We start from the raw sequence: 26,991 nt of genomic DNA on the forward strand, positions 1-26,991 counted from the left end.
TGTAGGGACTGATGGCAAAACCACATATCAGACCAGTGCGACGAGTATAGGTCCGACCTGTGTATTTGTTGCAATATTGTTTTTTAAATATTTCTGATTTGATCGATAAAATCAGATCTGCTTAACAAAATCTTAGCGGTTCGACTTAAACATAGCGTTCAATTTTGCTGTGGATCAATTTTTAGTGTGATATTCGTCACTTAGCGGCTTGATCGTGGATGTGAAAACGCAGCAGGCGTACACTTTGCGGCAGAAAATAATCCGATTATGTTGAAATTATCGTCAGGAGAGAATCATGACTGATGCCATTAAAAAGTGTAATGCCAACGAAACGGCGGCCTGCTGCTGTGTCGATGTGGGAACCGTGATGGATAACACCGATTGCACCGCAAGCTGGTCTGGCGTGTTTGCCGATCGCCATGCGGCGGAAGCGATGCTGGCGCATTTGACTGAGCGCGCGCGTCAGGTGGAATCCGATCCTTGCGATATTCGCGCGGATTTTGCCAATGAAGGCGACGCGGTGCGCCTGTCTATCGACTTCACCTTTGCCTGCCAGGCCGAAACCCTGATTTTCCAGCTCGGCCTACGCTAATCATGCCGCTGCCGAAACCCCTTCGGCAGCCTTAACTCATTTTCGTGTATTCCCTCGCACTTTTTTCCTCTGCTTATTGGCTACTTAGCAACACTTAGTTAACACTGATGATCAGGTCAGACCTGTTTGGCAATGATGCCCCGGTCAAAAAATACAGGTGATTGCAATGAGTAAAGCGCAGCCGCTGCTGACGCGTCAGGGCGAACGTATCGCCATAACCCACGGATTACGCACCCCTTTTGCCCGTCAGGCGACCGATTTCCACGGCATTCCCGCGCTGGAGCTGGGGCGCATGGTGATCAGCGAACTGATGGCGCGTAGCGAATTACCGGTCGAGATTATCGATCAACTGGTGTTTGGCCAGGTGGTGCAGATGCCGGAAGCGCCCAATATTGCGCGTGAAATTGTTCTGAGCAGCGGATTAGGCGTGCATACCGATGCCTATAGCGTTAGCCGCGCCTGCGCCACCAGTTTTCAGGCGGTGGCAAACGTGGCGGAAAGTTTAATGGCGGGCACCATCGATGCCGGCATTGCCGGTGGCGCGGATTCATCCTCGGTGCTGCCGATTGGCGTCAGTAAAACTCTGGCGCGTGCGCTGGTGGATCTCAACAAAGCGCGCAGCTTTAGTCAAAAACTCAGCATCCTGCGTCGTTTGCGTCCGCGCGATCTGTTGCCGGTGCCACCGGCGGTAGCGGAGTATTCTACCGGATTACGCATGGGCGATACCGCCGAGCAGATGGCGAAAAGTCACGGCATCACGCGTGAACAGCAGGACGCGTTAGCGCTGCGTTCGCACCAGCATGCGGCGCGCGCCTGGCAATCGGGCGTGTTAAGCCAGGAAGTGATGCCCGCATTTGTGCCGCCGTGGAAAGCGCCCATCGAGCAGGACAACAATATTCGCTTCAACGCCAGCGCCGCCGATTACGCCAAACTGCGCCCGGCGTTTGATCGTCGCCACGGTTCGGTGACCGCCGCCAACAGCACGCCGCTGACCGATGGTGCCGCAGCGGTGATCCTGATGCGTGAAGGGCGCGCGCGCGAACTCGGCATTCAGCCGCTCGGCTATCTGCGCAGCTATGCTTTTACGGCGATTGATGTCTGGCAGGATATGCTGCTTGGACCGGCCTACGCCTCGCCGCTGGCGCTGGAGCGCGCCGGCATCACGCTCAACGATCTGACGCTGATTGATATGCACGAAGCCTTTGCCGCACAAACCTTAGCCAACCTGAAAATGTTCCGTGACGAACGCTTTGCGCGCGAGGTGCTGAATCGTCCGCATGCGTTAGGTGAAGTCAATGAAGAACGCTTTAACGTGCTTGGCGGATCGATTGCTTATGGTCATCCGTTTGCCGCCACTGGCGCACGCATGATCACGCAAACGCTGCAGGAACTGCGGCGGCGCGGTGGCGGATTGGGATTGGTCACCGCCTGCGCGGCGGGCGGCCTGGGCACGGCAATGGTTTTGGAGGCCGAATAATGAGTGAATCCGCCTTTCATTTACACATGCGCCTCGACCACGTCGGTGTGATCACCATCGATGTGCCGGGCGAGAAGATGAACACGCTGAAGGCCGAGTTTGTGCCGCAGATCAAAGCGGTGCTGGACGAAGCGCGCAGCCATCAGCAGTTGGCTGGATTAGTGTTGATCTCCGGCAAGCCAGACAACTTTGTTGCTGGTGCGGATATCAGCATGATCGCCAACTGCAAAACGGCGCAGGAAGCTGAGGCGCTGGCAAAGCAGGGACAAGATGTGATGGCGATGATTGCCGCGCTGCCGTTTCCAGTGGTGGCGGCGATTCACGGTGCCTGCCTCGGCGGCGGTCTGGAACTGGCGCTGGCCTGCGATGCGCGCATCTGTTCGCTGGATGACAAAACGCGCCTCGGTTTGCCGGAAGTACAGCTCGGTCTGCTGCCGGGTTCTGGCGGCACGCAACGTTTGCCGCGCCTGATTGGCGTACAGCAGGCGCTGCCGCTGATCCTTACCGGCAAACAGCTACGCGCTAAACAGGCGCTCAAGCTCGGGATTGTCGATGACGCGGTGCCGCAATCGATTCTGCTGGAAACGGCGATTGCGCGTGTACATAAAGGAAAAGGCGCACGGCGGGAGCTTTCGCGCCGCGATCGTTTTCTGCAGGGACCAATCGCGCGTCAGGTGCTGTTCTCGCTGGCGCAGCGGCAAACCCACAGCAAAACCCAGGGCAACTATCCAGCGGCCCAGCGCATTCTTGACGTGGTGCGCATCGGTCTGGAGCAGGGCAGCAGCGCCGGGCATGAAGCGGAAGCGCGCGCCTTTGGCCAACTGGTGATGACGCCAGAATCGGCCGCGCTGCGCAGTTTGTTCTTCGCCTCAACGACCTTAAAGAAAGAGTCGATGGCCAGTGTCGAGCCGCAAGTGCTGAAGCAGATTGGCGTGCTCGGCGGCGGTTTGATGGGCGGCGGCATCGCCAGCGTTACGGCGCTGAAAGCCGGTTTGCCAGTGCGCATTAAAGACATCAACCTCAATGGCGTGAATCATGCGCTGCAATACAGCTGGGATCTGCTGAGCAACAAGGTGAAGCGGCGTCAGCTAAAAGCCGCCGAACGCCAGCAGCAGATGGCGCGCATCAGCGGTGGCACCGATTACCAGGGGTTCAGCCAGCGCGATCTGGTGATTGAAGCAGTATTTGAGGATCTGGCGCTCAAGCAACAGATGGTCAGCGAAATCGAAAGTCATTGCCAGCCGCACACCATTTTCGCCTCCAATACTTCGTCGCTGCCAATTGCTGATATCGCAGCCAAAGCCCAGCGGCCTGAAAACGTGATCGGTCTGCATTTCTTCAGTCCTGTGGACAAAATGCCGCTGGTGGAGGTGATTCCTCACGCCAATACCTCGGCGCAAACGCTGGCGAACACGGTGCAGCTGGCGCGTCAGCAGGGCAAAACGGCGGTGGTGGTGGCGGATCGTCCCGGCTTTTACGTTAACCGCATTCTCGCGGCCTATATAAATGAAGCGATGCACTGCTTGCAGGAAGGTGAGCCGATTGAGCATATCGATCGCGCTCTAGTGAAGTTTGGTTTCCCGGTTGGGCCACTGCAGCTGCTGGATGAAGTGGGCATTGATGTCGGCAGCAAAATCAGCCCGATTCTCGAGCAGGCTTACGGTTTACGTTTCAGCGCCCCCAACGCCGCGAACGCCATTCTGGCCGACGGCAGAAAAGGGCGCAAAAATCACAAAGGGTTTTACCTCTATCAACGTTCGCGCTGGCCGGGAAAACGCAAAGTCGATGCTTCCCTTTATTCACTGCTGAATATCAAACCGCAGGCAAGGCAGAGCGAAGCGCAGATCGCTGAGCGCTGCGTCTTGATGATGCTGAACGAAGCGGCACGCTGTCTGGATGAAGCGGTGATCCGCAACGCGCGTGATGGCGATATTGCGGCGGTATTTGGCATCGGTTTTCCGCCGTTCCTTGGCGGTCCGTTCCGCTATATGGATCAGCGCGGCATTGGCGATATCGTCAAAGCATTAAGGTCATTAATGCAGCAGCACGGCGAGCGTTTTACGCCGAGTGAGGCGCTGATTGCAATGTCAGAACAGCAAACGAATTTTTACACTTCTGCACAATCGTGAATAGGCACAGAGATTCAGCGGGTTAGTCAGCGGGCCGTGCAGCGGTAAGCGCGGCACCATTCTGAGATATGCTTATTTAATAAACAACCGGTTGACTATACTGAAGCCATTGGGGTAAAACACACCGTTCATTCGCAGAATGAAGCGTCTGGTGCTGTGGTACCGGCCGATATCGACAAACAACAGCGGTGCTTTATGCAAGTTTTTATCATGCGTCATGGCGATGCAGCTCTGGAAGCAGCGAGTGATTCTGTTCGACCTCTCACACTCTGTGGCTGTGATGAATCGAGAGCGATGGCGAGCTGGCTCAACGGCAAAACGCCAGAAATTGATCGGGTATTAGTCAGTCCTTACCTGCGTGCCGAGCAAACGCTCGCCACGGTGCGCGAAACCCTGAAATTGCCAGAAGGGCAGGATGTTTTGCCGGAACTGACGCCGGGCGGCGATCCGGGCATGGTGGCCTGCTATCTGCAGGCGCTGGCACAAAAAGGGGTTAAATCGGCGCTGGTGATTTCGCATCTGCCGCTGGTGGGTTATCTGGTGTCTGAACTCTGCCCGCAGGAAGCGCCGCCGATGTTCGCGACCTCGGCAATAGCCTGTGTGAACTTTGATGCAGAGGCCTGCGAAGGCAAGCTGGAGTGGCAGGTCAGCCCGTCAAAATTGGCTAAAGCGATGTAATTCCGCTCTATGGGCCGCTTACAAATGCGGCCCTATCCTTTTTTACCGCAGCCTTTACGGCAGTTCTGGCGGTTGCCACTCTTCCACCTCAATCAATACCAGCAGTGCGGCGTCGCCGCCAAACATTTTCGGTGCCTGATGAAACGCCATCACATGCGGATGTTGTGCCAGCCACAGCGGTGTTTGCTGCTTGAGGATGTGTTTGCCGTGCCCGGTCATCACGCTGGCGCAGAACAGATGTTCGCGGCGACAGGCGGCAATCAACGCGCCGAGCTCCTGCTTGGCCTGCATCTGCGTTAAGCCATGCAGATCGAGAAAAATTTCTGGCGTGTAATCGCCACGACGCAATTTCTTCTGCTCGTAATGGCTGACATCCGCGCGCACGTAGCGCACCGGACCTTCGCTCGACAGCAACGGCTGAAACTCGTCTGAAAAATAATGGCTATTATCGACCTGTTCTGAAAGCAGGCGTTTAAGCGGTACTTCGCGCGTTTTCACTACCGGTTTATGCACGATAGTGTCCTGTTTCAGCTTGCGGGTTCCACTCATTAACTGGCGGAACATCTCCTGATCGTCCTGGCTTAGCGGCGTTTTCTTACTCATGGCTCTGTGATTGGGTCAGAAAAGGCTGGTTAAACAGCCGGTGGCATACCTTAACCGTTACTGTTAACAATTGTCAGCTTTTTCGCCTCGCTGCGCTGAATTCTGCCCGGCTTCGTGGCACACTATCGGCCGATTGATTTTATGGCCTGCGGAGGGCTACGTGGACAAGATATTCGTCGATGAGGCAGTGAATGAACTGCACACCATTCAGGACATGCTGCGCTGGGCTGTCAGCCGTTTTTCGGCGGCAGGCATTTGGTACGGCCACGGCACGGATAATCCCTGGGACGAAGCAGTCCAACTGGTTCTGCCAACGCTGTGGCTGCCGCTGGATATTCCAGAAGATATGCGCAATGCGCGCCTGACTGCCAGCGAGCGTCATCGCATTGTTGAGCGCGTGATTCGCCGCGTCAACGAGCGTATTCCGGTGGCGTATCTCACCAACAAAGCCTGGTTCTGCGGCCACGAATTTTACGTTGATGAGCGCGTATTAGTGCCGCGTTCACCGATTGGTGAACTGATTGAGAACCGCTTTGCCGGCTTGATCAGCGATTCGCCTCATCACATTCTGGATATGTGTACCGGCAGCGGCTGCATCGCCATTGCCTGCGCTTACGCCTTCCCGGAAGCGGAAGTGGATGCAGTCGATATCTCCACCGATGCACTGGCTGTCGCCGAGCAGAACATTGAAGAGCACGGCCTGCTGAACCACGTCACGCCAATCCGCGCCGATCTGTTCCGCAACTTGCCGCAGGTGAAATACGATCTGATCGTCACCAATCCGCCGTACGTGGATGCGGAAGATATGGACGATCTGCCGAACGAATATCGCCACGAGCCGGAACTGGGTCTGGCGGCGGGCAGCGACGGCCTGAAACTGGTGCGTCGCATTCTGGCCTGTGCGCCGGATTACCTCACCGAGCAAGGCGTGCTGATTTGCGAAGTGGGTAACAGCATGGTGCACATGATCGATCAGTATCCAGACGTGCCGTTTACCTGGCTGGAGTTTGATAACGGCGGTGACGGCGTGTTTATGCTGACGCGCGAGCAAATCGTGGCGGCACAGCATCACTTCTCATTTTACAAAGACTAAATAAGAGGGCGAGCGCTCGCCCGCAACATCGCAACAAGGAACCAGCATGGCCGGAAACAGCATCGGACAAGTTTTTCGCGTAACCACTTTTGGCGAGTCGCATGGTATTGCGCTGGGCTGCATCGTTGACGGTGTGCCACCCGGCATTCCGCTGACGGAAGCCGACATCCAGCACGATCTCGATCGTCGTCGTCCTGGCACTTCGCGCTATACCACGCAGCGCCGCGAGCCGGATCAGGTGAAAATTTTGTCCGGCGTGTTTGAGGGCGTGACGACGGGAACCTCAATCGGTTTGCTGATTGAGAACACCGACCAGCGTTCACAGGATTACGGCACCATCAAAGATCTGTTCCGCCCTGGCCATGCCGATTATACCTACGAGCAGAAATACGGCCTGCGCGACTACCGTGGCGGCGGCCGTTCTTCGGCGCGTGAAACCGCGATGCGCGTGGCAGCAGGGGCGATTGCCAAGAAGTATCTGCAGATGAAGCACGGCATCGTGGTGCGCGGCTATCTGGCGCAGATTGGCGATGTGGCCTGCGAGCTGAAAGACTGGAGCATCGTGGAAGAGAACCCGTTCTTCTGCCCGGATGCCTCTAAACTGGAAGCGCTGGATGAGCTGATGCGCGGCCTGAAAAAAGAGGGTGACTCTATCGGCGCCAAAGTTACCGTGCTGGCAGAGAACGTGCCGCCGGGCCTGGGCGAGCCGGTATTTGATCGTCTGGATGCGGATTTAGCGCATGCGCTGATGAGCATTAACGCGGTGAAAGGCGTGGAGATCGGTGACGGTTTTGCGGTGATCAATCAGCGCGGCAGTCAACATCGCGATGAGATCCGTGCCAACGGTTTCCAGAGCAATCACGCGGGCGGCATTCTGGGCGGCATCAGCAGCGGCCAAACCATTAGCGCCAATCTGGCGATGAAACCGACCTCCAGCATCACCGTGCCAGGCAACACCATCACCCGCGAGGGTGAAGAAGTCGAGATGATCACCAAAGGTCGTCACGATCCCTGCGTCGGCATTCGCGCCGTGCCGATTGCCGAAGCGATGATGGCGATTGTGTTGATGGATCACCTGCTGCGCCAGCGTGCGCAAAACGGTGACGTCAACAGCAGCGTTCCGCGCTGGTAAACCCGATGATGCGCCGTCTGCTCATTATCTGTGCCGCGCTGCTATGCAGTGCGGCCGCCGTTGCTGCCACGCCGTGGCAGCAAATTCATCAGCCGATTGCCGGCAGCCCGCAGTCGATTGGCGGTTTCGCCAACGGCTGTATTGTGGGTGCGCAGCAGTTGCCGCTTAACTCACCCAATTATCAGGTGATGCGCCAGGATCAGCGCCGCTATTTCGGCCATCCCGATCTGATCGCCTTTATTCAGCGTCTCAGCACCCAGGTTCATCAGCTTCAGCTGGGACAAGTGCTGATTGGCGATATGGGCATGGCGGCGGGTGGACGTTTTAGCAGCGGCCACGCCAGCCATCAAACTGGTTTAGACGTCGATATCTGGCTGCAGCTGCCGAAAACCCGCTGGACGGCGCAGCAATTGCTCAAGCCGCAGCCGCTCGATCTGGTTTCTGCCGATGATAAACAGGTGATTGCGCGTCACTGGCAGCCGCAAATCGATAGCCTGATTAAACTGGCGGCGAAAGATGATGAAGTGACGCGTATCTTCGTCAATCCGGCAATCAAAAGGCAGCTTTGCGCCGATGCTGGCAGCGATCGCGCGTGGTTGAATAAAGTGCGTCCGTGGTTCGCCCATCGCGCGCACATGCACGTGCGTCTGCGTTGTCCGGCGGGGAGCCTTGAATGTGAAGACCAGGCACCTCAACCAGCGGGCGATGGCTGTGGCGCTGAGCTGGACAGCTGGTTCCTGCCGAAAAAACCAGGCAGTACGCCGCCGGTGAAGAAAACGCCGCCGCCATTGCCCCCTTCATGCCAGGCTTTACTTGATAAGCATCTTCTGTAGGTATTTCAATGGATTGGTTCGTTGTCAGCCCACTCATCCTTTGTGTGCTGTTTTTTGTGGCGGTGCTGGCGGCGTTTATCGACTCCATTGCCGGTGGCGGTGGTTTACTCACCGTGCCTTCCTTATTGGCTGCCGGGCTGTCGCCTGCACAGGCGTTAGCCACCAATAAGCTGCAATCGGTCGGCGGATCGTTCTCCGCCAGCCTCTATTTCATCCGACGTGGTGCGGTGAATCTGAGCGAGCAGTGGCTGAATATCGCCATGACCTTCCTCGGCGCGATTGCTGGCACCATTCTGATTCAGCACTTACAAGCGGATGTGCTGCGCCAAATCTTACCGCTGCTGCTGATCTGCATCGGTTTGTGGTTCCTGCTGATGCCGCGTTTGGGCGAAGCCGATCGCGAACGTCGTCTGCACGGTTTGCCCTATGCGCTGGTAGGCGGCAGCTGCGTCGGCTTTTACGACGGCTTCTTTGGTCCCGGCGCTGGCTCGTTCTATGCGCTGGCCTTTGTTACGCTGTGTGGCTTCAATCTGGCGAAAGCCACCGCCCACGCCAAAATCCTAAATTTCACCTCGAATTTTGGCAGTTTGCTGTTCTTTATGTTCGGCGGAAAAGTGGTGTGGGGCACCGGCGCGATTATGTTGCTCGGCGCCTTTATCGGCGCTCGCCTCGGCGCCAGGCTGGTATTGAGCCGTGGTCAGAAACTGATTCGCCCCATGGTAGTGATCGTTTCTGCGGTAATGAGCGCTAAATTGTTATGGGACAGTCATGGCGCAGAACTGATGGCCTGGCTGGCCACGCTGTAATCCAACACTCGTCAAGACCGGCTGCCAATGCGACAATGGCGCCGGTTTTTTTAAAGATTAAAAATTATGAGTACAACACACCATTACGATCAGCTGATTGCCATCTTTGATGGCTGCTTCGTTGACGATTTTCAGACCCGTCTAATTAAAGGCGACGACGAACCTATTTATCTTCCAGCGGATGAAACCTCACCGTGGAATCGCGTGGTGTTCGCGCACGGCTACTACGCCAGCGGACTGCATGAAATTTCCCACTGGTGCATTGCCGGTGAAGCGCGCCGCAGGCTGGTGGATTTTGGTTATTGGTATTGTCCGGACGGACGCGATGCGCAAACGCAGAGCCAGTTCGAATCGGTTGAGGTAAAACCGCAGGCGCTGGAGTGGTTATTCTGCGTGGCGGCGGGCTTTCCCTTCAACGTAAGTTGTGACAATCTCGAAGGCGATTGTGAGCCAGATCGCATAGCGTTTCAGCGCAAAGTGCATGCACAGGTGATGACGTATCTGCAGCAGGGCATTCCGGCACGACCAGCTCGCTTCATCGATGCACTGACGAATTATTACGGCACGCCGCCACTGACGGCGGCACAATTCCCCTGGCCGGAAGATCTGTAATCCGCGAAGGTTATAAGAAGAGAGGAAGAGATGATCGTAGAATTTGAAACCCGCATTCTGGCCCTGATTGATGACATGGTCGATCACGCCAGCGATGACGAGCTGTTTGCAGGGGGCTATCTGCGTGGTCATCTGACCCTGGCAGTGGCGGAGATTGAGCTGAGCGGTGAACACACGCCGGAAGCGCTGCAAACTCACGTCACCAACAGCCTGCAAAAAGCCATTGCTGCTGGCGAACTGTCGCCACGCGATCAGGCGCTGGTCACCGGCATGTGGGACAATCTGTTCCTGCAGGCACGTCAAACCGCTTAACGTCTCGGGGCGATCGCTCGCCCCGCAGATTATCGACCCGCTTTTTTACCCTTCAGCAGTTTGCGCACCCAATAGCGATTCGGACTCATCGCCGCCAGCGTGGCTGCATCCAGTGGCTGCGGTTCGCCGCTCATCTGCGCCGCCAGGACTTCGGCTGCCAGCGGTGCGCTGCACAAACCACGCGAACCTAATGCGCCCAACACAAACAAACCGTTATGCACCGGCGCATCGGCTACGCTTGCGCCGCGCGCACGCTGTTCTGGCAGATCGGCGTATTGCGTGAGTGTCGCTTCATAATCTGGCGCGCTGCCGCTCATCGGCAGATGATCGCGCGTGGCACAGCGCACGCCGTTGCGCGCCTGGTTATCGGACACATCAACCTGTTGCGGCCATTGGCTCTGCGGCAGACAGTTAATCAGCCGCTGGCGATTCTCTAGCTGATCGTCGGTGCGGAAATCTGTGGCGGTATCGCCGCGATGATAGCTGGCGCCGATGCAATGGGTGGCGAAGTTCGGGCTGACCGGCGTGAGATAGCCGTCGTAACACAGCACGGTGCGCAGCGCGCCCAACGACGGATTAGTCGGCGCGTGGCTCACTTGTCCCGCCACCGCGTACACCGGCAGCGTTTTGCTGTGCTCAAGTTCCAGCAACGCGTGACCATTCGCCAGCACCACTTGGGAATGCTGCACCGGCGGCTGCTCGCTAAAGTGCAGCGTCCAGCGATCTTCATCGCGCATTAATTGCGTGACGCGATGCAGCCAGTGCAGGCGTAATCCCCGCGATTGCGCGTACTCCAGCAGATTGCTGGTCAGCTGTGCAGGTGACAGCCAGCCACCTTGCGGATAAAAAATCCCGCCAACATCAAGTTCAACGCCCGCCAGCTGTTGCGCTTCTTCTTTATTAACGCCGTACGCGATGTCATGCGGCAATGCCATGTTGAGCATCTGCGCAATTTTCTCCGCGCTTTTATCATCCCAGCCCAGTTGCAACACGCCGCTCCAGTCATGCTCAAACTCCACTGGCAGCCGATCGTATAGACGTCGGGCAAAACCAAAAGCCGCCGGGAAGAAGGTGGCCAGTGCGGGATCGTGCTGGTTGAGCAGCGGATAGAGCGCGCCCTGACGATTGCCGGATGCGCCCAGCGCGGGCGCGTCATCGGCGCAGTAGAGCGTCACGCGCCAACCGCGTCGCAGTAGCGCCAGCGCCAATACTGCGCTGGCGACGCCGCCGCCAATCAGCGCTACTTCATTGCTGCTTGCCGACGGGCGCGCATACCACGGCTGGCTGTGCGGCAATGCAGCGGCCTGTTCCAGCACGCCGACCAGCATTTCACGCTTGTGACCAAAGCCTTTGCGCTTCTGCATACTGAAACCGGCGTCCTGCAACCCACGTCGCACAAACCCCGACGCGGTAAAAGTCGCCAGCGTGCCGCCCGGCCGGGCGAGGCGCGCCATCGCGGCGAACAGATCTGGCGTCCACATCTCAGGATTTTTTGCCGGCGCGAAGCCATCAAGGAACCACGCATCCACCTGACGATTGAGGCTGTCATCAAAGGTGTGAATTAGCGCGTTAATATCACCAAGCCAGAGGTCCAGCGTGACTTCGCCGCCGTTGAACAGCAGGCGCTGACAACCCGGCAACGCCTGCGGCCACTGCTGTTGCAGCTGTTCGGCCCACGGCTTTAGCTCCGGCCAATGGGCATGCGCAGCCACCAGATCGGCGTGCGTCAGCGGGAATTTCTCGCAGCTGATGAAGTGCAGACGCTGCAAAGTGGCGTTGGGTTGCTCATTGCGGAAGCGATCGAAGGCTTGCCACAGGGTAAGAAAGTTCAGACCAGTCCCAAAACCGCTTTCGGCGACAATAAATAAATCGCGTGAATGTTCAGCAAAACTGTGCGGAATATGGTTGCCATCAAGGAACACATAGCGCGTTTCCTCCAGTCCATTATCGTTGGAGAAATAGACGTCGCCGAACGCTCGGGACACAGGTGTACCCTGTTCATTCCAGTTTATTTGGGCGTGTTCAACCGGGGTTAATTTCACGGGAAAGGCTCATATTTCAGGCAGTGGCGCGAGTTTAGCGATAGACGTCACATGACGCAAATTTACAAAGGGAAATGGCTGATCGGACTTGTTCGGCTTACAACTGTACGCTAGAGTGCACCACATCCAAATATGTGGAACGAGGATTATTGAATGAAACGTGCAGTGATTACTGGCCTGGGTATTGTTTCCAGCATTGGTAATAACCAGCAAGAAGTGCTGGCTTCTCTGCGTGAAGGCCGTTCCGGTATTACTTTCTCTGAAGAGATGAGAGATGCCGGTATGCGCAGCCACGTATGGGGCAACGTCAAACTGGATACCAACGGGCTCATCGATCGCAAAATCGTGCGTTTTATGAGTGATGCCTCTATTTATACCTACCTTTCAATGGCCGAAGCGATCAAAGACTCTGGCCTGACTGACGAACAGTATCAGCAAAACCCACGTGTGGGTTTGATTGCCGGTTCTGGCGGCGGTTCTCCGCGTTATCAGGTATTTGGTGCTGACGCCATGCGTAGCCCACGCGGCCTGAAAGCGGTCGGTCCTTATGTGGTGACCAAGGCGATGGGTTCAGGCGTTTCTGCTTGCCTGGCAACCCCGTTCAAAATTCACGGCGTGAACTACTCCATCAGTTCAGCCTGTGCTACTTCTGCACACTGCATCGGTAACGCGGTTGAGCAGATTCAGCTGGGTAAACAGGACATTGTATTTGCTGGCGGCGGTGAAGAGCTGAGCTGGGAAATGGCCTGTGAGTTCGATGCGATGGGCGCACTGTCGACCAAATACAACGAAACGCCAGAAAAAGCCTCACGTACTTACGATGCCAACCGTGACGGCTTCGTTATCGCTGGCGGCGGCGGTATGGTGGTGGTTGAAGAGCTGGAGCACGCTCTGGCACGTGGTGCACACATTTATGCTGAGATCGTGGGCTACGGCGCAACCTCAGATGGCGCAGACATGGTAGCTCCTTCAGGCGAAGGCGCAGTGCGCTGCATGAAGATGGCGATGCAAGGTCTGGATACCCCAATCGATTACCTCAATACCCACGGCACTTCTACGCCGGTTGGTGATGTGAAAGAGCTGGGTGCGATTCGCGAAGTGTTCGGCGATAACTGCCCATCACTGTCTGCTACCAAAGCCATGACCGGTCATTCACTGGGTGCGGCGGGCGTGCAGGAAGCGATCTACACTTTGCTGATGCTGGAGCACGGTTTCATCGCGCCAAGCATCAACGTGGAAGAGCTGGATGAAGCGGGCAAAGGTCTGAACATCGTGACCAAACCGACTGATAAAGCGCTGACCACCGTGATGTCGAACAGCTTTGGCTTCGGCGGGACTAACGCCACTCTGACCATGCGTAAGTATCATGCGTAAGTTGCCAGCATAATCCCGTAGGATCGCCATTCATGGAGACCTAATTATGCTAGCAATATCACAAGGGCCGGTTATCCGGCCCTTGTTGTTTTGACATTCCACCTTCAGCTTGCCTACACTCCCACTCCATCCGAAACAAAATTATCACTTTTAGCTTAGTGTGAACCAAATATCCCGTTTCTGTTTTGGCAGCAAGCGCGTGTCTGGTTATTACAAGGAGTTCGACCCACCATGACCACGACTGCTGACGCGCAAACGCAATCCGTTATGCCGCTGGCCTGCACCTCCTTTGCGGTATTCCTCACCTATCTGACCGCTGGCCTCGCGCTGCCGGTCATCCCGCTGTATGTCCATCATGAACTCGGCATGAGTAACCTGATGGTTGGCGTGGCGGTGGGAATACAGTTCTTCGCCACGCTGTTGACGCGTAGCTTTGCCGGGCGTCGAGCCGATCAACACGGTGCGAAACTCACCACTCAGCACGGCATGCTGGCCATCGCGCTGGTGGGCGTGGCGTATCTGGCGGCCGCGTTGTTACCGGTTTCTCCGTGGATGAAGTTTGGTTTGTTGGCAGTGGGGCGCTTGCTGTTAGGATTCGGCGAAAGCCTGCTGCTGACCGGCAATCTGACCTGGGGCATGGGATTGGTGGGCAGCAAACGTTCCGGATTAGTGATGTCATGGAACGGCATGGCGATTTATGGAGCGCTGGCGGCTGGCGCACCGCTCGGCTTGCTGATCAATCAGCACTGCGGCTTTGCTGCTCTCGGTGCGGTTGCGCTGCTGTTGCCGCTGCTGTCGCTGGCGATAAATGGCTGGATCCGCAAAGTGCCGGTGGTGGGCGGCGAGCGGCCATCGCTGCTTAGCGTAGTGAAAACCATCTTTCAGCCGGGACTGGCGCTGGCGCTGCAGGGCACCGGTTTTGCGGTGATCGGCACCTTTACGTCACTCTATTTTGCTGCGGAAAACTGGGGCAACGCCGGTTTTGCGCTGACCGCCTTCGGCTGTGCGTTTGTGCTGGTGCGCGTGTTCTTTGGCGGCTTGCCGGATCGTCACGGCGGCGTAAAAGTAGCGATGATCTCTTTGCTGGTGGAAACCGCCGGTCTGCTGCTACTGGCGTTCGCCACTTCTGGCTGGATGGCGCTGATTGGCGCGGCTTTGACCGGCTGCGGCTGCTCGCTGATCTTCCCGGCGCTGGGCGTTGAAGTGATTAAACGCGTATCGCCACAGATTCGCGGCACCGCGCTTGGCGGTTTCTCTGCATTTCAGGATATCGCGTATGGTGCCAGCGGCCCGTTGACCGGCTTACTGGCGACGGCGCTGGGTTACGGCTCGGTCTATGTTGCGGGTGCCTGTTGTGCGGCGCTGGGCATTCTGGTTACCTGGAGCTTTGCGCGGGCTGCGACAACAGCGTAACCAGCTTATCGCAGGCGCTGACAATCTCCCCGGGTGTCAGCGCCGCAAAGCCCAGTAGCCAGCCCGCTTGCTGCACTTCACCGGCATAAAGCGGCGACAGGCGCGGCAACAACAATCCGCTCTCTTTCGCCTCGGCGGTTAAGCGCGCTTCATCCCCTTGCAACAGCCGCACCGCTAACTGTAAGCCGCCCGCCGCCGGCAGCGGCTCAAGCCAGGGTGTTAAGCGCGTTTCGATCTGCTGCAGCAAGCAGTCACGTCGGCTGCGATAGAGTTGGCGCATCAGGCGCAAATGGCTGGCGAAATGGCCTTGTTGCAGAAACTCTGCGCAAATCGCCTGCGGCAGCAACGCGCTGTGACCATCCATCACGCTGCGTGCGCGGCCCAACGGTTCCACCAGTTGTGGCGGCACCACCATCCACGCCAGCCGCAGCGACGGGAACAGCGTTTTGGAGAAAGTGCCGAGGCAAATCACCCGACCATCCGCGGCTAATCCTTGTAGCGCCGGAGCCGGGCGATCCTCGTAGTGAAATTCGCTGTCGTAATCGTCCTCAATCAACCAGCTATCCTGCTTTCGCGCCCACGCCAGCCACTGTAAGCGCCGCGCCAGGCTCATCGCTGTGCCGGTGGGATAATGATGCGCTGGCGTCAGATAGACCAGTTTCGCGCTGCCACTGAGCGGCACTGCGCCTTCTGCATCCAGCGGCATGGCGCGACAGCGCGCCCCGGCGGCAAGAAATGCATTGCGCGCGCCAGGATAACCCGGCTCTTCCAGCCACACTTCGTCACCCGTATCAAGGAACATCAACGCCAGCAACTGCAGCGCCTGCTGTGAGCTGGTGAGGATCACCACTTGCTCCGCCGTGCAGCGCACGCCGCGTGACAGCGCCAGATAATCCGCCACCGCCTGCCGCAGTGATGGCAATCCAAGCGGATCGCCGTAACCCATCACGTTGCTGCCCAGCGAGCGCTGCACCTGATTGCTGATGCGACGCCACTGCGTATGTGGGAAGGCGCGTAACTCGGGTGAACCGGCGGCAAAGGCGTGTGGAAAGGGCGGATCCTGACAGCCGCCCGTTGCCAAAACCTGCAGGCCACGCTGAGAAAAGTGTGGTGAGCGTTCGGTGCGGGTTTTGCTGGTGGGCGACGCCATGCGAATCGAAACAAACGTCCCGCGTCCGCCGTGACGCTGCAGATAACCTTCACTTTCAAGCTGCGCATACGCCGCCTCCACCGTAACACGCGACAGCGATAGGTCCGTGGCTAACTGGCGGCTGGACGGCAGTTTCTGCTCATGCCGCAGATGCCCATTGGCGATGGCCTGGCGCAAGGTATTGCACAGTCGCTCACGTAAACCGCCCTGAGTTTGATGGCTAAACAGCGCGAGAAAAGATGTGGTCACGGTGGTCTTATCACTATGGTGGAAGTGGTATCAACAGGCAGACCACTTTGCCGTAAACTCAGGGGAAATCACAACAGGAGAATGCGATGTCAGCGGTCTTAAAAATTGCCCCCGTTAGCGCCAGCGAGAGCGTGGCGTATCTGCAACATAAACTAGCGTACTACACCGATGCGTGGGATTTAGCAGAGGATTTGGCGCGGGGCATCACGGCGATCGTGGTGATTGATGCGCGCTCTGATGAGGTTTATCAGGCTGGACACATTTGCGGTGCACTTTCGTTTCCGCATCGCACCATGAATGCGGAATCTACGGCGCATCTCGATCGCAGCAAAGTTTACATCACCTATTGCGACGGCATCGGCTGCAACGGCTCAACCAAAGCCGCGCTCAAGCTGGCGTCGCTGGGTTTTCAGGTTAAAGAGTTAATTGGCGGGCTGGATTTCTGGAAACGCGATGGCCATCCGATGGCGTGGGGCGCGGCAGCGGGTGAGTGGCCACTCGCCACGCCCGCTGCCAACTGTGGCTGCTAGATAAACAGCCACAGCAGGAAGATAAACAGGAAGGTGCCGACAATCAGCGTTAACGCCGGGCGCTGCGCCAGCGGTTGCGGCAGCATCTGGATAAACGGCGACCAGATGGGCTGCGGCCGAATTTCGCTATCGGCCAGCGGCTGTTCGTGCAGTTTCTCGGCGCGGCGGCTAAACAGCAGATTCAGCAGATCCTGCGTCTGCGCTGGCGTCAGCACGGTGGTCGGCAGCGCCTGGAAACGTTGCTGGCTGTAATCTTCCAGCAGTCGCTGCTCATCATGGGTTAACGGCTGGCGCAGTGAGGTTTCCAGCATCTGCAAGGTTGGCGCACTGTGCTGAGCCAGCGTCTGGCGCACCTGCAAATATTGCGTCAGCAGCGGGAAGTGGCGCGATGGAATCGGATCGCCACTTTTCAGATTCACCAGCTTCAGCGTATCGGCCAGCAGTTTCACCGGCGATTCACCGGTTTTCGCCGCAAGGCGCGTCACCTGCTGATTCAGCGACTGCTGTTCTGCCGGCAACAAGCTGCGATCGGACACGCGCGTTTGCTGCGGCTGCGGGATCGCCATCTGACCGTTTTGCAACATGGTCAGCACCTGACGCAGCTGATCCTGCGACAACGCGCTCAACACCGTTTGGTTAAACTGCTGACGAATAAAATCGCTCACCGCCTGACGATTATTGCCCTGCGGCAATTTTTCCAGCAGCTGTTGCAGCAGCTGGCGCGTAGCAAGACTGTTTTGCACCTGGGTTAAGCGACCGTTGAGATGCTGCTCCGCCGCCGGGAAGTGGCGCGATTGCAGCTCCGCCTCACTCTTTACCCCGACTTCATGCCGCACGCCAGCCCAGAGTTCCGGCGCTTTCAGCGTACTTAAAGACATAATGCGAACAATCAAACGTTCCAGCGTGGTGCGCTGGGTAGGAGAGAGCGGCTGCTCACCGGCTGGACCGCCAGGTCGCGTTGGGCCAGTGGCCTGAGATAAAGGGGAACGATCGCCCGCGGGCACACCGGGACCGCTGAGAGGTTGCATGGCGGAATCCTTGAAAACGGGTCAGATCCGGGTGCGCCGGAAAAAAGAGGCCACATCATAGCAAAAGCCCCCAGGAAATCCACGGGGGCTGCGGCCTTTCCGGATAATAAAATCAGGCGGCGGGATCGGGAAGGGTCGCGCTGCGCGGCTTACGCAGCGGGGTTTTCAGCCGTTGCGCCAGAATAACACCGACTAACGTCATGCCGCCGCCAATCCAGTGATAGCCATGCAACTGCTCATGCAGGAACATCACGGCAATAATGGCAGTAAACGCCGGTACGAAATTCATAAAAATGCTGGTGGTGCTGGCGCCCAGACGCTGCACGCCAAGGATCCACAGGAACGGCGCGATGATCGACGCAAACAGCCCGGCATACAGCACCAGCGGCAGATTGTGCATGTTGAGCGTGACATCCGGCGCGCGCAGGAAGCCAGGCAGCAACAGCAGTACGCCAAAGAAAATCTGCACATACAGGCTTTGCCAGGTCGGCAGCGGAATCGCCCAGCGCTTGGTCAGCACGCCGTACAAGGCGTACGAGGTCGATGCTGCCAGCATCATCAATTCGCCATTGCCGAGCCGTTGATTTAGCAACTGTGCCGGGTCGCCTTCGCTCACCAGCCATACCAAACCGGCGAACGACAACACGCCGCCAATCAGAATGCCGCGCGTCGGCGCGAGGCGCAGCACAACCAGACTGAGCAGGATGGTCAGCAGCGGAATGGTCGCGCCGAGAATTCCCATCATCACCGCAGAAACGCTGTGCGCCGCGTAATAGGCGAGACTTTGATACAGCACCATGCCGAGCAGACCCAGGAACAGCAATCGCCAGCCGTTGGCTTTAATGGTGTGACGATGGCGCCACACGCCCGGCAGGCAAAACGGTGTTAGTACTACCAGCGCCAGCAGCCAGCGATAGAAGGAGATCGCCGCAGGATCGATACTTCCCGCCGAGAGTTTGCTGACGATAGTGTTGATCGACCAGATCAATACCGCGATCAGCGGAAACAGTAAATTCATGATACAGCTCCTCAGATAATCGCGAATAGTTTACGTTTGACCGGTTTAAAGCAGATAGTTAAAATCGGACAATATTTGTTAGTGACCGGACAGAATGAATCTACAAGTCGAATACCAGCCGCCGATTGATGCGCCTTTGCTGCGCTTCTTCATGCGTTATGACGAGGTCAACGCCAAAACCGAATACCTCACCCATGTGCATGATTGGGGTCAGGTGATTTTCGTCACCAGCCACGTGCTGGAGATGGAAGTGGAGGGCGAACGTCTGCTGACGCCCGCAGATATCCCGATCTGGATTCCGGCCGGCCATCGTCACAGCAGCTACAACCACAACGAAGCACGTTTTCGCACCTTTAATCTCGCCGCCGATCTCTGCGCGGGCCTGCCGGATAAAGCCTGTTTATTGCATGTCGATGCCATTGGGCATGCCATCATGAATGATTTTGCCCGCCGTGAACTGGAGCAGCCGCAAACGCAAGCCGACTGGCGCATGTGTGAAGTGTTGATCGATCGCCTGCGTCTGGCGCCGGTGCATAACAGCTATTTGCCGATGTCAGATGACAAATTCCTCGCGCCGATTCTGCGCGCGCTTGAAGCGCATCCCGGCGATAACACCACGCTGGCACAATGGGCGAAGCGCGTGTTCACCACCGAGCGTACGCTAGCGCGACGCTGTCAGCAGCAGTTGAATATGTCATTCAGCGAGTGGCGGCAGCGTTTACGCTTTCTGCGTGCTATCGCGCTGCTGGAGCAGGGTTGCAGCGTGCAGGGCATCGCTCACGAGCTGGGTTACAGCTCGGCGTCGGCGCTCATTGTGATGTTCCAGCAGCAGGCCGGTACCACGCCCGATCGCTATCGCAGTCGGTTAGGTTAATCCCCGGCTTTATGGCAAAATACGCGCCTTAAATTTTTGCAGACAGGACCGCCGCAGTGAAAATTCTCGTCGATGAAAATATGCCTTATGCCCGTGAACTCTTCAGCCGCACCGGCGATGTGCTCGCGGTGCCGGGACGTCCGTTGCCGGAAGCTGAGCTGCAGGACGCCAGCGGATTGATGGTGCGTTCCGTCACCAAAGTGAATGCGGCGCTGCTGGCCGGTACGCCGGTGAAGTTTGTCGGCACCGCGACCGCCGGCACCGATCATATTGATGAAGCATCACTGGCGGCGGCAGGCATCAGCTTCTCTGCGGCGCCTGGCTGTAATGCCATTGCGGTGGTGGAGTATGTGTTCTCCTCGCTGCTGCTGCTGGCGGAGCGCGATGGTTTTGCACTGCGCGATCGCACCGTGGGCATTGTTGGCGTGGGGAATGTTGGCGGCCGCCTGCAGAAGCGTCTGCAAGCCTGGGGCGTGAAAACGCTGCTGTGCGATCCACCGCGCGCCGATCGTGGCGATCAGGAAACCTTCCATTCGCTGGATGATCTGGTGGCGCAGGCCGACATCCTGACCTTCCACACGCCGCTGTTTAAAGATGGCCCGTATAAAAGCTGGCATTTGGCCGATGCGGCGCTGCTGATGGCGCTCAAACCCAACACTATTCTGATCAACGCCTGCCGCGGTGCGGTGGTAGATAACGCGGCGCTGCTGGCAGTGCTGAAGATGCGCCACGATCTTAGCGTGGTATTGGATGTGTGGGAGCCGGAGCCGGATCTGTCGCTCGATCTGCTGGATAAAGTGGATATCGCCACCGCCCATATCGCTGGCTACACGCTGGAAGGTAAAGCGCGCGGCACCACGCAAGTGTTTGAAGCCTGGTGCGACTTTATCGGCCAGCCGCAGCAGGTGGCGCTGGAAAGCCTGCTGCCGGCACCTGAATTCGGTTCTGTCACTTTACGCGGCAAGCTCGATCAGCCAACGCTAAAACGCTTAGTACATCTGGTGTATGATGTGCGCCGCGACGATGCGCCACTGCGTAAAGTGGCGGCAAAGCCAGGCGAGTTTGATCGCCTGCGCAAGCAATATCAAGAGCGTCGTGAGTGGTCATCGCTGCAGGTGCATTGCGATGATGCGGAGACGGCGGCGATGCTCAATCAGCTTGGCTTCCGCGCCAGTTTGTAAAGAAATTTCAATCACCTGCACTATTGCGGGGGATAATTCCTAAATCTCGGGCGATGTTTTCATCGCCTTCTGTTTTTGTGTCAATCTCTGGAGTAACCAACATGTCTGACGGCTGGAATATCGCGCTTTTGGGCGCAACAGGCGCAGTAGGGAACGCTGTACTGGAACTGCTGGCTGAACGCCAGTTCCCGGTTGGTGAGTTGTATTTGCTGGCGAGTGAAAACGGTGCCGGTGAGAACAAACGTTTTGAGGGACGTACCGTGCTGGTGCAGGACGTGGCCGAATTTGACTGGACGCAAGTGCAGCTGGCGTTCTTCACTGCGGGTCGTGAAGCTTCGGCGCGCTATGCCGAAGAAGCCGCCAGCCAGGGTTGTCTGGTGATCGATAGCAGCGATCTGTTTGCGCTCGAACCGGATGTGCCGCTGGTGGTGCCGGATGTGAATCCACAGGTGCTGGCGGATTACCGCAATCGCAACATCATTACCGTTGCCGACAGCTTGGTAAGCCAGCTGCTGTGCTCAATCAAACCGCTGGTGGATCTGGCCGGTCTGAGCCGTTTGCAGGTTACCAACCTGATTGCGGCCTCCAGCCATGGTAAAGCGGCGGTTGATGGTTTGGCCGGTGAAAGTGCGCGTTTGCTGAACGGCGTGCCGGCGGAAACGCACTATTTTGGCCGCCAGCTGGCGTTCAACATTTTGCCGCTGCTGGCGGACAGCAATGGCAGCGTCGAGAGCGAACGTCGCGTGGTTGAGCAGGTACGTAAAGTGCTGCAGGACGAAGGTTTGCCGATCGCGGTAAGCAGCGTGCAGGCGCCGGTGTTCTACGGCAATGCGCAGATCGTACACGTGGAGAATCTGCGTCCGCTCTCTGCAGAAGAAGCGCGCGATGAACTGGGCCGCTCCGGTGATATCAACCTGAGTGAAGAGAGCGATTACCCCACGCAGGTGGGCGATGCGTCCGGCAGCGACGTGCTGAGCATTGGCTGCGTGCGCAATGATTACGGCATCCCAGAGTTGCTGCAGTTCTGGTCTGTGGCAGACAACATCCGTTTCGGCGGTGCACTGATGGCGGTGAAAACCGCTGAGAAACTGGTGCAGGAGTATTTCTATTAATGTTGCCTGAAGGGAAAACGCTTAAGCTGGCGTTGGGTATTGAATACGATGGCAGCCGTTATTACGGCTGGCAGCGGCAAAATGAAGTGCGCAGCGTGCAGGAAAAGCTGGAAAAGGCGCTGTCGAAAGTGGCCGATCATCCGGTGGTGGTGTTCTGCGCGGGCCGCACCGATGCTGGTGTGCATGGCACCGGACAAGTGGTGCATTTTGAAACCACCTCACCGCGTGCTGACGCGGCCTGGACGTTGGGTGTGAATGCCAATCTGCCCGATGACATCGCGGTGCGCTGGGTGAAAGCGGTGCCGGACGAGTTTCATGCGCGTTTTAGCGCCACGGCACGCCGCTATCGCTACGTGATTTACAACCATCGGCTGCGTCCGGCGATTCTGGGCAATGGCATTACCCATTATTACCATCCGCTGGATGCAGAGAAGATGCAGCGCGCTGGTCAGGCGCTGATTGGCGAGAATGACTTCACTTCGTTCCGTGCGGTGCAGTGTCAGTCACGCACGCCGTGGCGCAACGTGATGCATCTCAACGTCACGCGTCATGGGCCGTATGTGGTGGTGGATATCAAAGCCAATGCATTTGTACATCACATGGTGCGTAATATTGTCGGCAGCCTGATGGAAATCGGCACCGGCAACCAGCCGGAAGAGTGGATGGCGACGCTGCTCGCGGCCAAAGATCGTAAGCTGGCGGCGGCGACCGCCAAAGCCGAGGGGCTTTATTTGGTAGCGGTGGATTATCCATCCCACTTTGCATTACCTCAGCCTGCGTTGGGACCGTTGTTCCTCGCAGATTAACCGTTAATTGTTGGGTGTTAGGGGAGTTGTGGTTATATGGATTTCATCCACTTTTTAGTCGATTTTATTCTGCATATTGATGTGCATTTGGCCGAGCTGGTGGCGCAGTACGGCATCTGGATTTACGCCATTCTGTTCCTGATTCTGTTCTGTGAAACCGGTTTGGTGGTCACGCCGTTCCTGCCAGGTGATTCCCTGCTGTTTGTTGCCGGTGCGCTGGCGGCCTTGCCGGGGAACGATCTCAACGTACACCTGATGGTAACGCTGTTGGTGATCGCCGCCATCCTCGGTGATGCGGTGAACTACACGATTGGGCGTCTGTTCGGTGAGAAGCTGTTCAGCAACCCGAACTCGAAAATTTTCCGTCGCAGTTACCTGGATAAAACCCACGCGTTCTACGATCGCCACGGCGGCAAGACCATTATACTTGCGCGCTTTGTACCAATCGTGCGAACCTTTGCCCCCTTTGTGGCGGGGATGGGACACATGTCTTATCGCCACTTCGCGCTCTACAATGTGACGGGCGCACTGCTGTGGGTGCTGCTGTTCTCTTACGCCGGTTATCTGTTTGGCGACCTGCCGGTTGTGCAGGAGAACCTGAAGCTGCTGATCGTCGGCATCATCGTGGTTTCTATACTGCCAGGCGTAATTGAAGTGTGGCGTCATCGCCGCCAGCAGAAGTCGCAGTAAGCTCGTTACCAGATTTTTATCCACAGCGTGAACGGGTTGTGGTTTAATGAGCGACATTTACGGCCTGCTGAAGGTGATTTCAGCAGCAATGAGAAGACTGGACCAGGTCAGCATTAAATAGAAAGGTCATCAATGAGCTGGATTGAACGCATACTGAATAAAAGCACTGCCACGCCAACGCGCAAAGCCAGCATCCCGGAAGGGGTGTGGACCAAGTGCGATAGTTGTGGGCAGGTGCTGTACCGCGCCGAGCTGGAGCGTAACCTCGAGGTCTGCCCGAAGTGCGACCATCACATGCGCATGCACGCCCGTGAGCGTCTGCATAGCATGCTGGATGAAGGTTCGCTGGTTGAGCTGGGCAGCGAGCTGGAACCGAAAGATCTACTGAAGTTCCGTGACTCGAAAAAGTATAAAGACCGTTTGGTCGCCGCACAGAAAGACACCGGTGAGAAAGATGCGCTGGTGGCGATGAAAGGCACGCTGCACGGCATGCCAATTGTTGCTGTGGCCTTTGAGTTCTCCTTTATGGGCGGCTCAATGGGTTCAGTGGTTGGCGCGCGCTTTGTGCGTGGCGTTGAGCAGGCGTTGGAAGACAACTGCCCACTGATCTGCTTCTCCGCGTCAGGCGGTGCACGTATGCAGGAAGCGCTGCAGTCGCTGATGCAGATGGCGAAAACCAGTGCGGCACTGGCGAAAATGCAGGAGCGCGGCTTGCCGTATATCTCCGTGCTGACTGACCCAACCATGGGCGGCGTTTCAGCCAGCTTCGCGATGTTGGGCGATCTCAACGTGGCGGAACCGAAAGCGCTGATTGGCTTTGCCGGTCCACGCGTTATCGAGCAGACCGTGCGTGAAAAACTGCCGCCGGGCTTCCAGCGCAGTGAGTTCCTGATCGAGAAAGGCGCAATCGACATGATCATCCGTCGTCCGGAAATGCGCTTTAAGCTGGCAAGCCTGCTGGCGAAAATGATGAACCTGCCAGCGCCGCAGCTGGATGGTGATCAGCCTAATGTGGCTGAGCCGGAGAGCAACGAAGCCTGACAGGCAACGGAATGAGGCAGTAATGTTTCCTTCCTCCAATGCACCGTCTACATTGAATACTTAAGGTTGCATCCAACGTGGTCCGCGACCTTAAGTTACTCGATGTATTGATTTTGAACGGGACACATGGACAAATCTCTTCCTCAAGCCACGTCGCCTTTGGCCACGTGGCTTCATTATCTTGAGCATCTGCATTCGCAGGCCATTGAACTGGGTCTGGATCGTATTCAACGCGTCGCCGCACGCCTCGACCTGCTCAAACCCGCTCCTTTTGTCTTCACCGTCGCCGGTACCAATGGCAAAGGCACCACCTGCCGCATGCTGGAAACGCTATTGATGGCCGCGGGCTATCGCGTGGGCGTTTACAGCTCGCCACATCTGGTGCGTTACACCGAACGTGTACGTGTGCAGGGCGCTGAACTGGATGAAGCGCAGCACAGCGCCAGTTTTGCCGCGATTGAAGCCGGGCGCGGTGACACTTCACTGACCTATTTTGAGTTCGGCACCTTGTCGGCCTTCAATCTGTTCCGCGCGGCGAATCTCGACGTGGTGATCCTTGAAGTCGGCCTGGGCGGACGTCTTGATGCCACCAATATTGTCGATGCCGACGTGGCAGTGATCACCAGCATTGCGCTCGATCACACCGATTGGCTGGGTCCGGATCGTGAAAGTATCGGCCGGGAAAAAGCCGGCGTGTTTCGCGCAGGTAAACCAGCAATTGTCGGTGAAGCCGACATGCCGGGCACCATCGCCGACGTCGCAGCGGAGAAGGGTGCGGTGTTGCTGCAGCGCAATCGCGACTGGCAGTGGCAGCAAACGGGTACCAGCTGGACGTTGCAGGATGCGCACGGCGAGCTGCGCGATTTACCGCTGCCGCAGGTGCCGTTACCCAATGCCGCCACCGCGCTGACCGCACTGCGTGCGTCGGGTTTAACGGTAAGCGAAGCGATTATTCGTCAGCATCTGCCGCTGGCGATTCTGCCGGGGCGTTTCCAGACCGTCAGCGAAGCGCCGCGCGTCATTCTCGATGTGGCGCACAATCCGCATGCCGCTTATTATCTGGCTTCGCGTCTGGCTGAAGAGCCGCACAGCGGTGAAGTGCATGCGGTGGTCGGCATGCTGCACGACAAAGATATCGCGGGCACGCTGGCGGCGCTGGCACCACAGGTTGATCGCTGGTACTGCGCGCCGCTCGACGGTCCGCGCGGTGCCTCCGCCGATGAGCTGCTGGCTCATCTGGACGGCGGTGTGGCTTACAGCAACGTTGATGCAGCCTGGCAAGCGGCGCGTCAGCAGGCGCGTCCCGAAGATGTGATTCTGGTGTGTGGCTCTTTCCACACCGTAGCGCAGGTTATGGAATCGATGGCAGCGGAGAACGGCAGTGGCAAGTAAGTTCCAAAATCGCTTAGTCGGTACGGTCATTCTGGTGGCGATTGGTGTCATCGTCTTGCCCGGCCTACTGGACGGTAAGAAGAAACATTATAAAGAAGAGTTCGCCGCCATTCCGCTGGTGCCAAAACCGGACGATCAGCAGGATAGCGAAATGGTGCCGCCGGTGACGCAACCCTTGCCGGCGCAGCCGCCGGAAGGGGCGGGCGCGGCCCAGAATCAGAACGGTGGTAAAACCGCCACTAATGGCAGCGCGCAGCCCACTCAGAATAGCGAGCCCAGCGTGGTCACGCCGCCGCCGGTGCATCAGCAAGTGCAGCCGAAACCGGTGGAACAGTCGAAGCCAAAAGCGGTCGAGCAGCCGAAACCGAAGCCGGTTGAACAGCCGAAGCCAAAACCGGTGGAGCAAGCTAAGCCGAAGCCCGTCGAGCAGCCGAAACCGGTAGAGCAGTCGAAACCGGTGGAAACGCCGAAGCAGAGTGAACCCGCAGCGCCAGCTGGTCAGGCATTTGTGGTGCAGCTCGGAGCGCTGAAGAATGCGGCGAAAGTGAGCGAGATTGTGGCGCAGCTGCGTCTTTCCGGTTATCGCGCCTTTACCGTGCCGTCTACGCCGGTGCAGGGACAAATCACCCGCATTTACGTCGGTCCGGATGCCAATAAAGCGAAGCTGCAAGGCTCGCTGAGTGAGTTGCAAAGCATCTCCGGCCTCGGTGGCGTGGTGAAACCGTATAGCGCGCGATAACGCGCTGATAAGCCGCGCCAATAGCAGAAAAAGGCGCGGCTTTACAAAATTTTTGTAGCGAAGCGCGACAGGAAAATCTTTGAAT

26 protein-coding genes are annotated in these 26,991 nt (G+C 57.5%); 21 read left to right on the forward strand and 5 right to left on the reverse strand.

All coding sequences use genetic code 11. From position 1 onward, the window contains the following. Positions 1-295 precede the first annotated feature (295 nt). From IB226_RS01535 to sixA, 4 genes are all read left to right on the forward strand, one after another. The gene (locus IB226_RS01535) at positions 296-592 is read left to right on the forward strand and encodes a YfcZ/YiiS family protein (RefSeq protein WP_101763619.1); all 297 of its coding nucleotides are present in this window, start codon (positions 296-298) and stop codon (positions 590-592) included. 166 nt (positions 593-758) lie between these two features. After that, complete coding sequence (gene fadI / locus IB226_RS01540; RefSeq protein WP_137386218.1) at positions 759-2,069, forward strand: acetyl-CoA C-acyltransferase FadI; 1,311 nt, start codon at positions 759-761, stop codon at positions 2,067-2,069. After that, positions 2,069-4,198 (forward strand): fatty acid oxidation complex subunit alpha FadJ, encoded by a 2,130-nt coding sequence (gene fadJ / locus IB226_RS01545; RefSeq protein WP_192233239.1) that lies wholly within the window; start codon positions 2,069-2,071, stop codon positions 4,196-4,198. Before fadI ends, fadJ begins: the two co-directional genes overlap by 1 nt. 195 nt (positions 4,199-4,393) lie before the next feature. Then, a complete protein-coding gene (sixA, locus tag IB226_RS01550; protein ID WP_101763719.1) occupies positions 4,394-4,876 on the forward strand; it encodes a phosphohistidine phosphatase SixA in 483 nt (160 codons plus the stop codon). Positions 4,877-4,930: 54 nt separating this feature from the next. On the opposite strand, the gene smrB is transcribed toward sixA, so the two are convergent. Further along, positions 4,931-5,479 carry an endonuclease SmrB gene (smrB, locus tag IB226_RS01555; protein ID WP_101763622.1) on the reverse strand — a complete coding sequence of 183 codons (549 nt, stop codon included), beginning with the start codon at positions 5,477-5,479 and terminating at the stop codon, positions 4,931-4,933. 160 nt (positions 5,480-5,639) lie between these two features. Here smrB and prmB point away from each other — a divergent pair, with 160 nt between their 5' ends. From prmB to IB226_RS01585, 6 genes are all read left to right on the forward strand, one after another. Beyond that, a complete protein-coding gene (gene prmB / locus IB226_RS01560) occupies positions 5,640-6,572 on the forward strand; it encodes a 50S ribosomal protein L3 N(5)-glutamine methyltransferase (RefSeq protein ID WP_137386216.1) in 933 nt (310 codons plus the stop codon). Between the two features lie 46 nt (positions 6,573-6,618). Continuing rightward, positions 6,619-7,704, forward strand: coding sequence for a chorismate synthase (gene aroC / locus IB226_RS01565; RefSeq protein ID WP_101763624.1), 1,086 nt, complete (start codon positions 6,619-6,621; stop codon positions 7,702-7,704). A gap of 5 nt (positions 7,705-7,709) precedes the next feature. Beyond that, the gene (gene mepA, locus IB226_RS01570; protein WP_370579096.1) at positions 7,710-8,537 is read left to right on the forward strand and encodes a penicillin-insensitive murein endopeptidase; all 828 of its coding nucleotides are present in this window, start codon (positions 7,710-7,712) and stop codon (positions 8,535-8,537) included. 8 nt (positions 8,538-8,545) lie between these two features. Further along, a complete protein-coding gene (locus IB226_RS01575) occupies positions 8,546-9,343 on the forward strand; it encodes a sulfite exporter TauE/SafE family protein (RefSeq protein ID WP_192233241.1) in 798 nt (265 codons plus the stop codon). Positions 9,344-9,409: 66 nt separating this feature from the next. Beyond that, positions 9,410-9,955 (forward strand): elongation factor P hydroxylase, encoded by a 546-nt coding sequence (locus IB226_RS01580; protein ID WP_192233243.1) that lies wholly within the window; start codon positions 9,410-9,412, stop codon positions 9,953-9,955. A gap of 30 nt (positions 9,956-9,985) precedes the next feature. Then, positions 9,986-10,267, forward strand: a complete 282-nt coding sequence (locus tag IB226_RS01585; RefSeq protein WP_008101252.1) for a YfcL family protein — start codon at positions 9,986-9,988, stop codon at positions 10,265-10,267. A 29-nt stretch (positions 10,268-10,296) separates the two neighbouring features. On the opposite strand, the gene mnmC is transcribed toward IB226_RS01585, so the two are convergent. After that, complete coding sequence (mnmC, locus tag IB226_RS01590) at positions 10,297-12,309, reverse strand: bifunctional tRNA (5-methylaminomethyl-2-thiouridine)(34)-methyltransferase MnmD/FAD-dependent 5-carboxymethylaminomethyl-2-thiouridine(34) oxidoreductase MnmC (RefSeq protein WP_192233245.1); 2,013 nt, start codon at positions 12,307-12,309, stop codon at positions 10,297-10,299. 153 nt (positions 12,310-12,462) lie between these two features. Between mnmC and fabB the strand changes: the two genes are divergently transcribed. Continuing rightward, positions 12,463-13,683 (forward strand): beta-ketoacyl-ACP synthase I, encoded by a 1,221-nt coding sequence (gene fabB, locus IB226_RS01595; RefSeq protein ID WP_192233247.1) that lies wholly within the window; start codon positions 12,463-12,465, stop codon positions 13,681-13,683. Between the two features lie 231 nt (positions 13,684-13,914). Beyond that, positions 13,915-15,096 (forward strand): MFS transporter, encoded by a 1,182-nt coding sequence (locus tag IB226_RS01600; RefSeq protein WP_192233249.1) that lies wholly within the window; start codon positions 13,915-13,917, stop codon positions 15,094-15,096. Here IB226_RS01600 and IB226_RS01605 read toward each other — a convergent pair. Next, a complete protein-coding gene (locus IB226_RS01605) occupies positions 15,059-16,495 on the reverse strand; it encodes a PLP-dependent aminotransferase family protein (protein WP_192233251.1) in 1,437 nt (478 codons plus the stop codon). The two genes, IB226_RS01600 and IB226_RS01605, sit on opposite strands and share 38 nt — an antisense overlap. An 86-nt stretch (positions 16,496-16,581) precedes the next feature. Here IB226_RS01605 and IB226_RS01610 point away from each other — a divergent pair, with 86 nt between their 5' ends. Continuing rightward, a complete protein-coding gene (locus IB226_RS01610; RefSeq protein WP_192233253.1) occupies positions 16,582-17,025 on the forward strand; it encodes a rhodanese-like domain-containing protein in 444 nt (147 codons plus the stop codon). Here IB226_RS01610 and flk read toward each other — a convergent pair. Both flk and IB226_RS01620 read right to left on the reverse strand, forming a co-directional pair. Then, positions 17,022-18,053, reverse strand: a complete 1,032-nt coding sequence (flk, locus tag IB226_RS01615; protein ID WP_192233255.1) for a flagella biosynthesis regulator Flk — start codon at positions 18,051-18,053, stop codon at positions 17,022-17,024. The two genes, IB226_RS01610 and flk, sit on opposite strands and share 4 nt — an antisense overlap. A 112-nt stretch (positions 18,054-18,165) precedes the next feature. Further along, the gene (locus IB226_RS01620) at positions 18,166-19,071 is read right to left on the reverse strand and encodes a DMT family transporter (RefSeq protein ID WP_192233257.1); all 906 of its coding nucleotides are present in this window, start codon (positions 19,069-19,071) and stop codon (positions 18,166-18,168) included. A gap of 94 nt (positions 19,072-19,165) precedes the next feature. Between IB226_RS01620 and IB226_RS01625 the strand changes: the two genes are divergently transcribed. The 8 genes from IB226_RS01625 to dedD all read left to right on the forward strand — a co-directional run bounded on the left by IB226_RS01625 (position 19,166) and on the right by dedD (position 26,906). Next, a complete protein-coding gene (locus IB226_RS01625) occupies positions 19,166-19,945 on the forward strand; it encodes a helix-turn-helix domain-containing protein (protein ID WP_192233259.1) in 780 nt (259 codons plus the stop codon). A 56-nt stretch (positions 19,946-20,001) separates the two neighbouring features. Then, entirely contained in the window at positions 20,002-21,126 is a 1,125-nt protein-coding gene (pdxB, locus tag IB226_RS01630; protein WP_110866556.1) for a 4-phosphoerythronate dehydrogenase PdxB, read from the forward strand. 101 nt (positions 21,127-21,227) lie between these two features. Next, positions 21,228-22,238: an aspartate-semialdehyde dehydrogenase gene (locus IB226_RS01635; protein ID WP_110866557.1), complete on the forward strand. Its 1,011-nt coding sequence runs from the start codon at positions 21,228-21,230 to the stop codon at positions 22,236-22,238. Further along, entirely contained in the window at positions 22,238-23,044 is an 807-nt protein-coding gene (gene truA / locus IB226_RS01640; RefSeq protein ID WP_101763635.1) for a tRNA pseudouridine(38-40) synthase TruA, read from the forward strand. The genes IB226_RS01635 and truA overlap by 1 nt, the downstream gene beginning before the upstream one ends. Before the next feature lie 36 nt (positions 23,045-23,080). Beyond that, positions 23,081-23,734: a DedA family protein gene (locus IB226_RS01645; protein ID WP_101763636.1), complete on the forward strand. Its 654-nt coding sequence runs from the start codon at positions 23,081-23,083 to the stop codon at positions 23,732-23,734. A gap of 132 nt (positions 23,735-23,866) precedes the next feature. Further along, a complete protein-coding gene (gene accD, locus IB226_RS01650; protein WP_008105205.1) occupies positions 23,867-24,775 on the forward strand; it encodes an acetyl-CoA carboxylase, carboxyltransferase subunit beta in 909 nt (302 codons plus the stop codon). Between the two features lie 126 nt (positions 24,776-24,901). Next, positions 24,902-26,167: a bifunctional tetrahydrofolate synthase/dihydrofolate synthase gene (gene folC, locus IB226_RS01655; RefSeq protein WP_101763637.1), complete on the forward strand. Its 1,266-nt coding sequence runs from the start codon at positions 24,902-24,904 to the stop codon at positions 26,165-26,167. Further along, positions 26,157-26,906, forward strand: a complete 750-nt coding sequence (gene dedD, locus IB226_RS01660) for a cell division protein DedD (RefSeq protein WP_110866560.1) — start codon at positions 26,157-26,159, stop codon at positions 26,904-26,906. The genes folC and dedD overlap by 11 nt, the downstream gene beginning before the upstream one ends. Positions 26,907-26,991 lie beyond the last annotated feature (85 nt).

This window comes from Pantoea sp. PNT03 (genome assembly GCF_014852515.1).
Taxonomy (GTDB): Bacteria; Pseudomonadota; Gammaproteobacteria; order Enterobacterales; family Enterobacteriaceae; genus Pantoea; species Pantoea leporis.

Excerpts from the sequence above, each read along its gene's own strand:
- truA (WP_101763635.1), top strand. The coding sequence starts at position 22,238 with ATGTTGCCTGAAGGGAAAACGCTTAAGCTGGCGTTGGGTATTGAATAC.
- fabB (WP_192233247.1), top strand. The coding sequence starts at position 12,463 with ATGAAACGTGCAGTGATTACTGGCCTGGGTATTGTTTCCAGCATTGGT.
- IB226_RS01535 (WP_101763619.1), top strand. The coding sequence starts at position 296 with ATGACTGATGCCATTAAAAAGTGTAATGCCAACGAAACGGCGGCCTGC.
- IB226_RS01625 (WP_192233259.1), top strand. The coding sequence starts at position 19,166 with ATGAATCTACAAGTCGAATACCAGCCGCCGATTGATGCGCCTTTGCTG.
- IB226_RS01585 (WP_008101252.1), top strand. The coding sequence starts at position 9,986 with ATGATCGTAGAATTTGAAACCCGCATTCTGGCCCTGATTGATGACATG.
- fadJ (WP_192233239.1), top strand. The coding sequence starts at position 2,069 with ATGAGTGAATCCGCCTTTCATTTACACATGCGCCTCGACCACGTCGGT.
- fadI (WP_137386218.1), top strand. The coding sequence starts at position 759 with ATGAGTAAAGCGCAGCCGCTGCTGACGCGTCAGGGCGAACGTATCGCC.
- sixA (WP_101763719.1), top strand. The coding sequence starts at position 4,394 with ATGCAAGTTTTTATCATGCGTCATGGCGATGCAGCTCTGGAAGCAGCG.
- IB226_RS01620 (WP_192233257.1), bottom strand. The coding sequence starts at position 19,071 with ATGAATTTACTGTTTCCGCTGATCGCGGTATTGATCTGGTCGATCAAC.
- smrB (WP_101763622.1), bottom strand. The coding sequence starts at position 5,479 with ATGAGTAAGAAAACGCCGCTAAGCCAGGACGATCAGGAGATGTTCCGC.
- folC (WP_101763637.1), top strand. The coding sequence starts at position 24,902 with ATGGACAAATCTCTTCCTCAAGCCACGTCGCCTTTGGCCACGTGGCTT.
- flk (WP_192233255.1), bottom strand. The coding sequence starts at position 18,053 with ATGCAACCTCTCAGCGGTCCCGGTGTGCCCGCGGGCGATCGTTCCCCT.
- IB226_RS01580 (WP_192233243.1), top strand. The coding sequence starts at position 9,410 with ATGAGTACAACACACCATTACGATCAGCTGATTGCCATCTTTGATGGC.
- accD (WP_008105205.1), top strand. The coding sequence starts at position 23,867 with ATGAGCTGGATTGAACGCATACTGAATAAAAGCACTGCCACGCCAACG.
- IB226_RS01575 (WP_192233241.1), top strand. The coding sequence starts at position 8,546 with ATGGATTGGTTCGTTGTCAGCCCACTCATCCTTTGTGTGCTGTTTTTT.
- IB226_RS01635 (WP_110866557.1), top strand. The coding sequence starts at position 21,228 with ATGTCTGACGGCTGGAATATCGCGCTTTTGGGCGCAACAGGCGCAGTA.
- IB226_RS01610 (WP_192233253.1), top strand. The coding sequence starts at position 16,582 with ATGTCAGCGGTCTTAAAAATTGCCCCCGTTAGCGCCAGCGAGAGCGTG.
- IB226_RS01645 (WP_101763636.1), top strand. The coding sequence starts at position 23,081 with ATGGATTTCATCCACTTTTTAGTCGATTTTATTCTGCATATTGATGTG.
- mepA (WP_370579096.1), top strand. The coding sequence starts at position 7,710 with ATGATGCGCCGTCTGCTCATTATCTGTGCCGCGCTGCTATGCAGTGCG.
- IB226_RS01600 (WP_192233249.1), top strand. The coding sequence starts at position 13,915 with ATGACCACGACTGCTGACGCGCAAACGCAATCCGTTATGCCGCTGGCC.
- aroC (WP_101763624.1), top strand. The coding sequence starts at position 6,619 with ATGGCCGGAAACAGCATCGGACAAGTTTTTCGCGTAACCACTTTTGGC.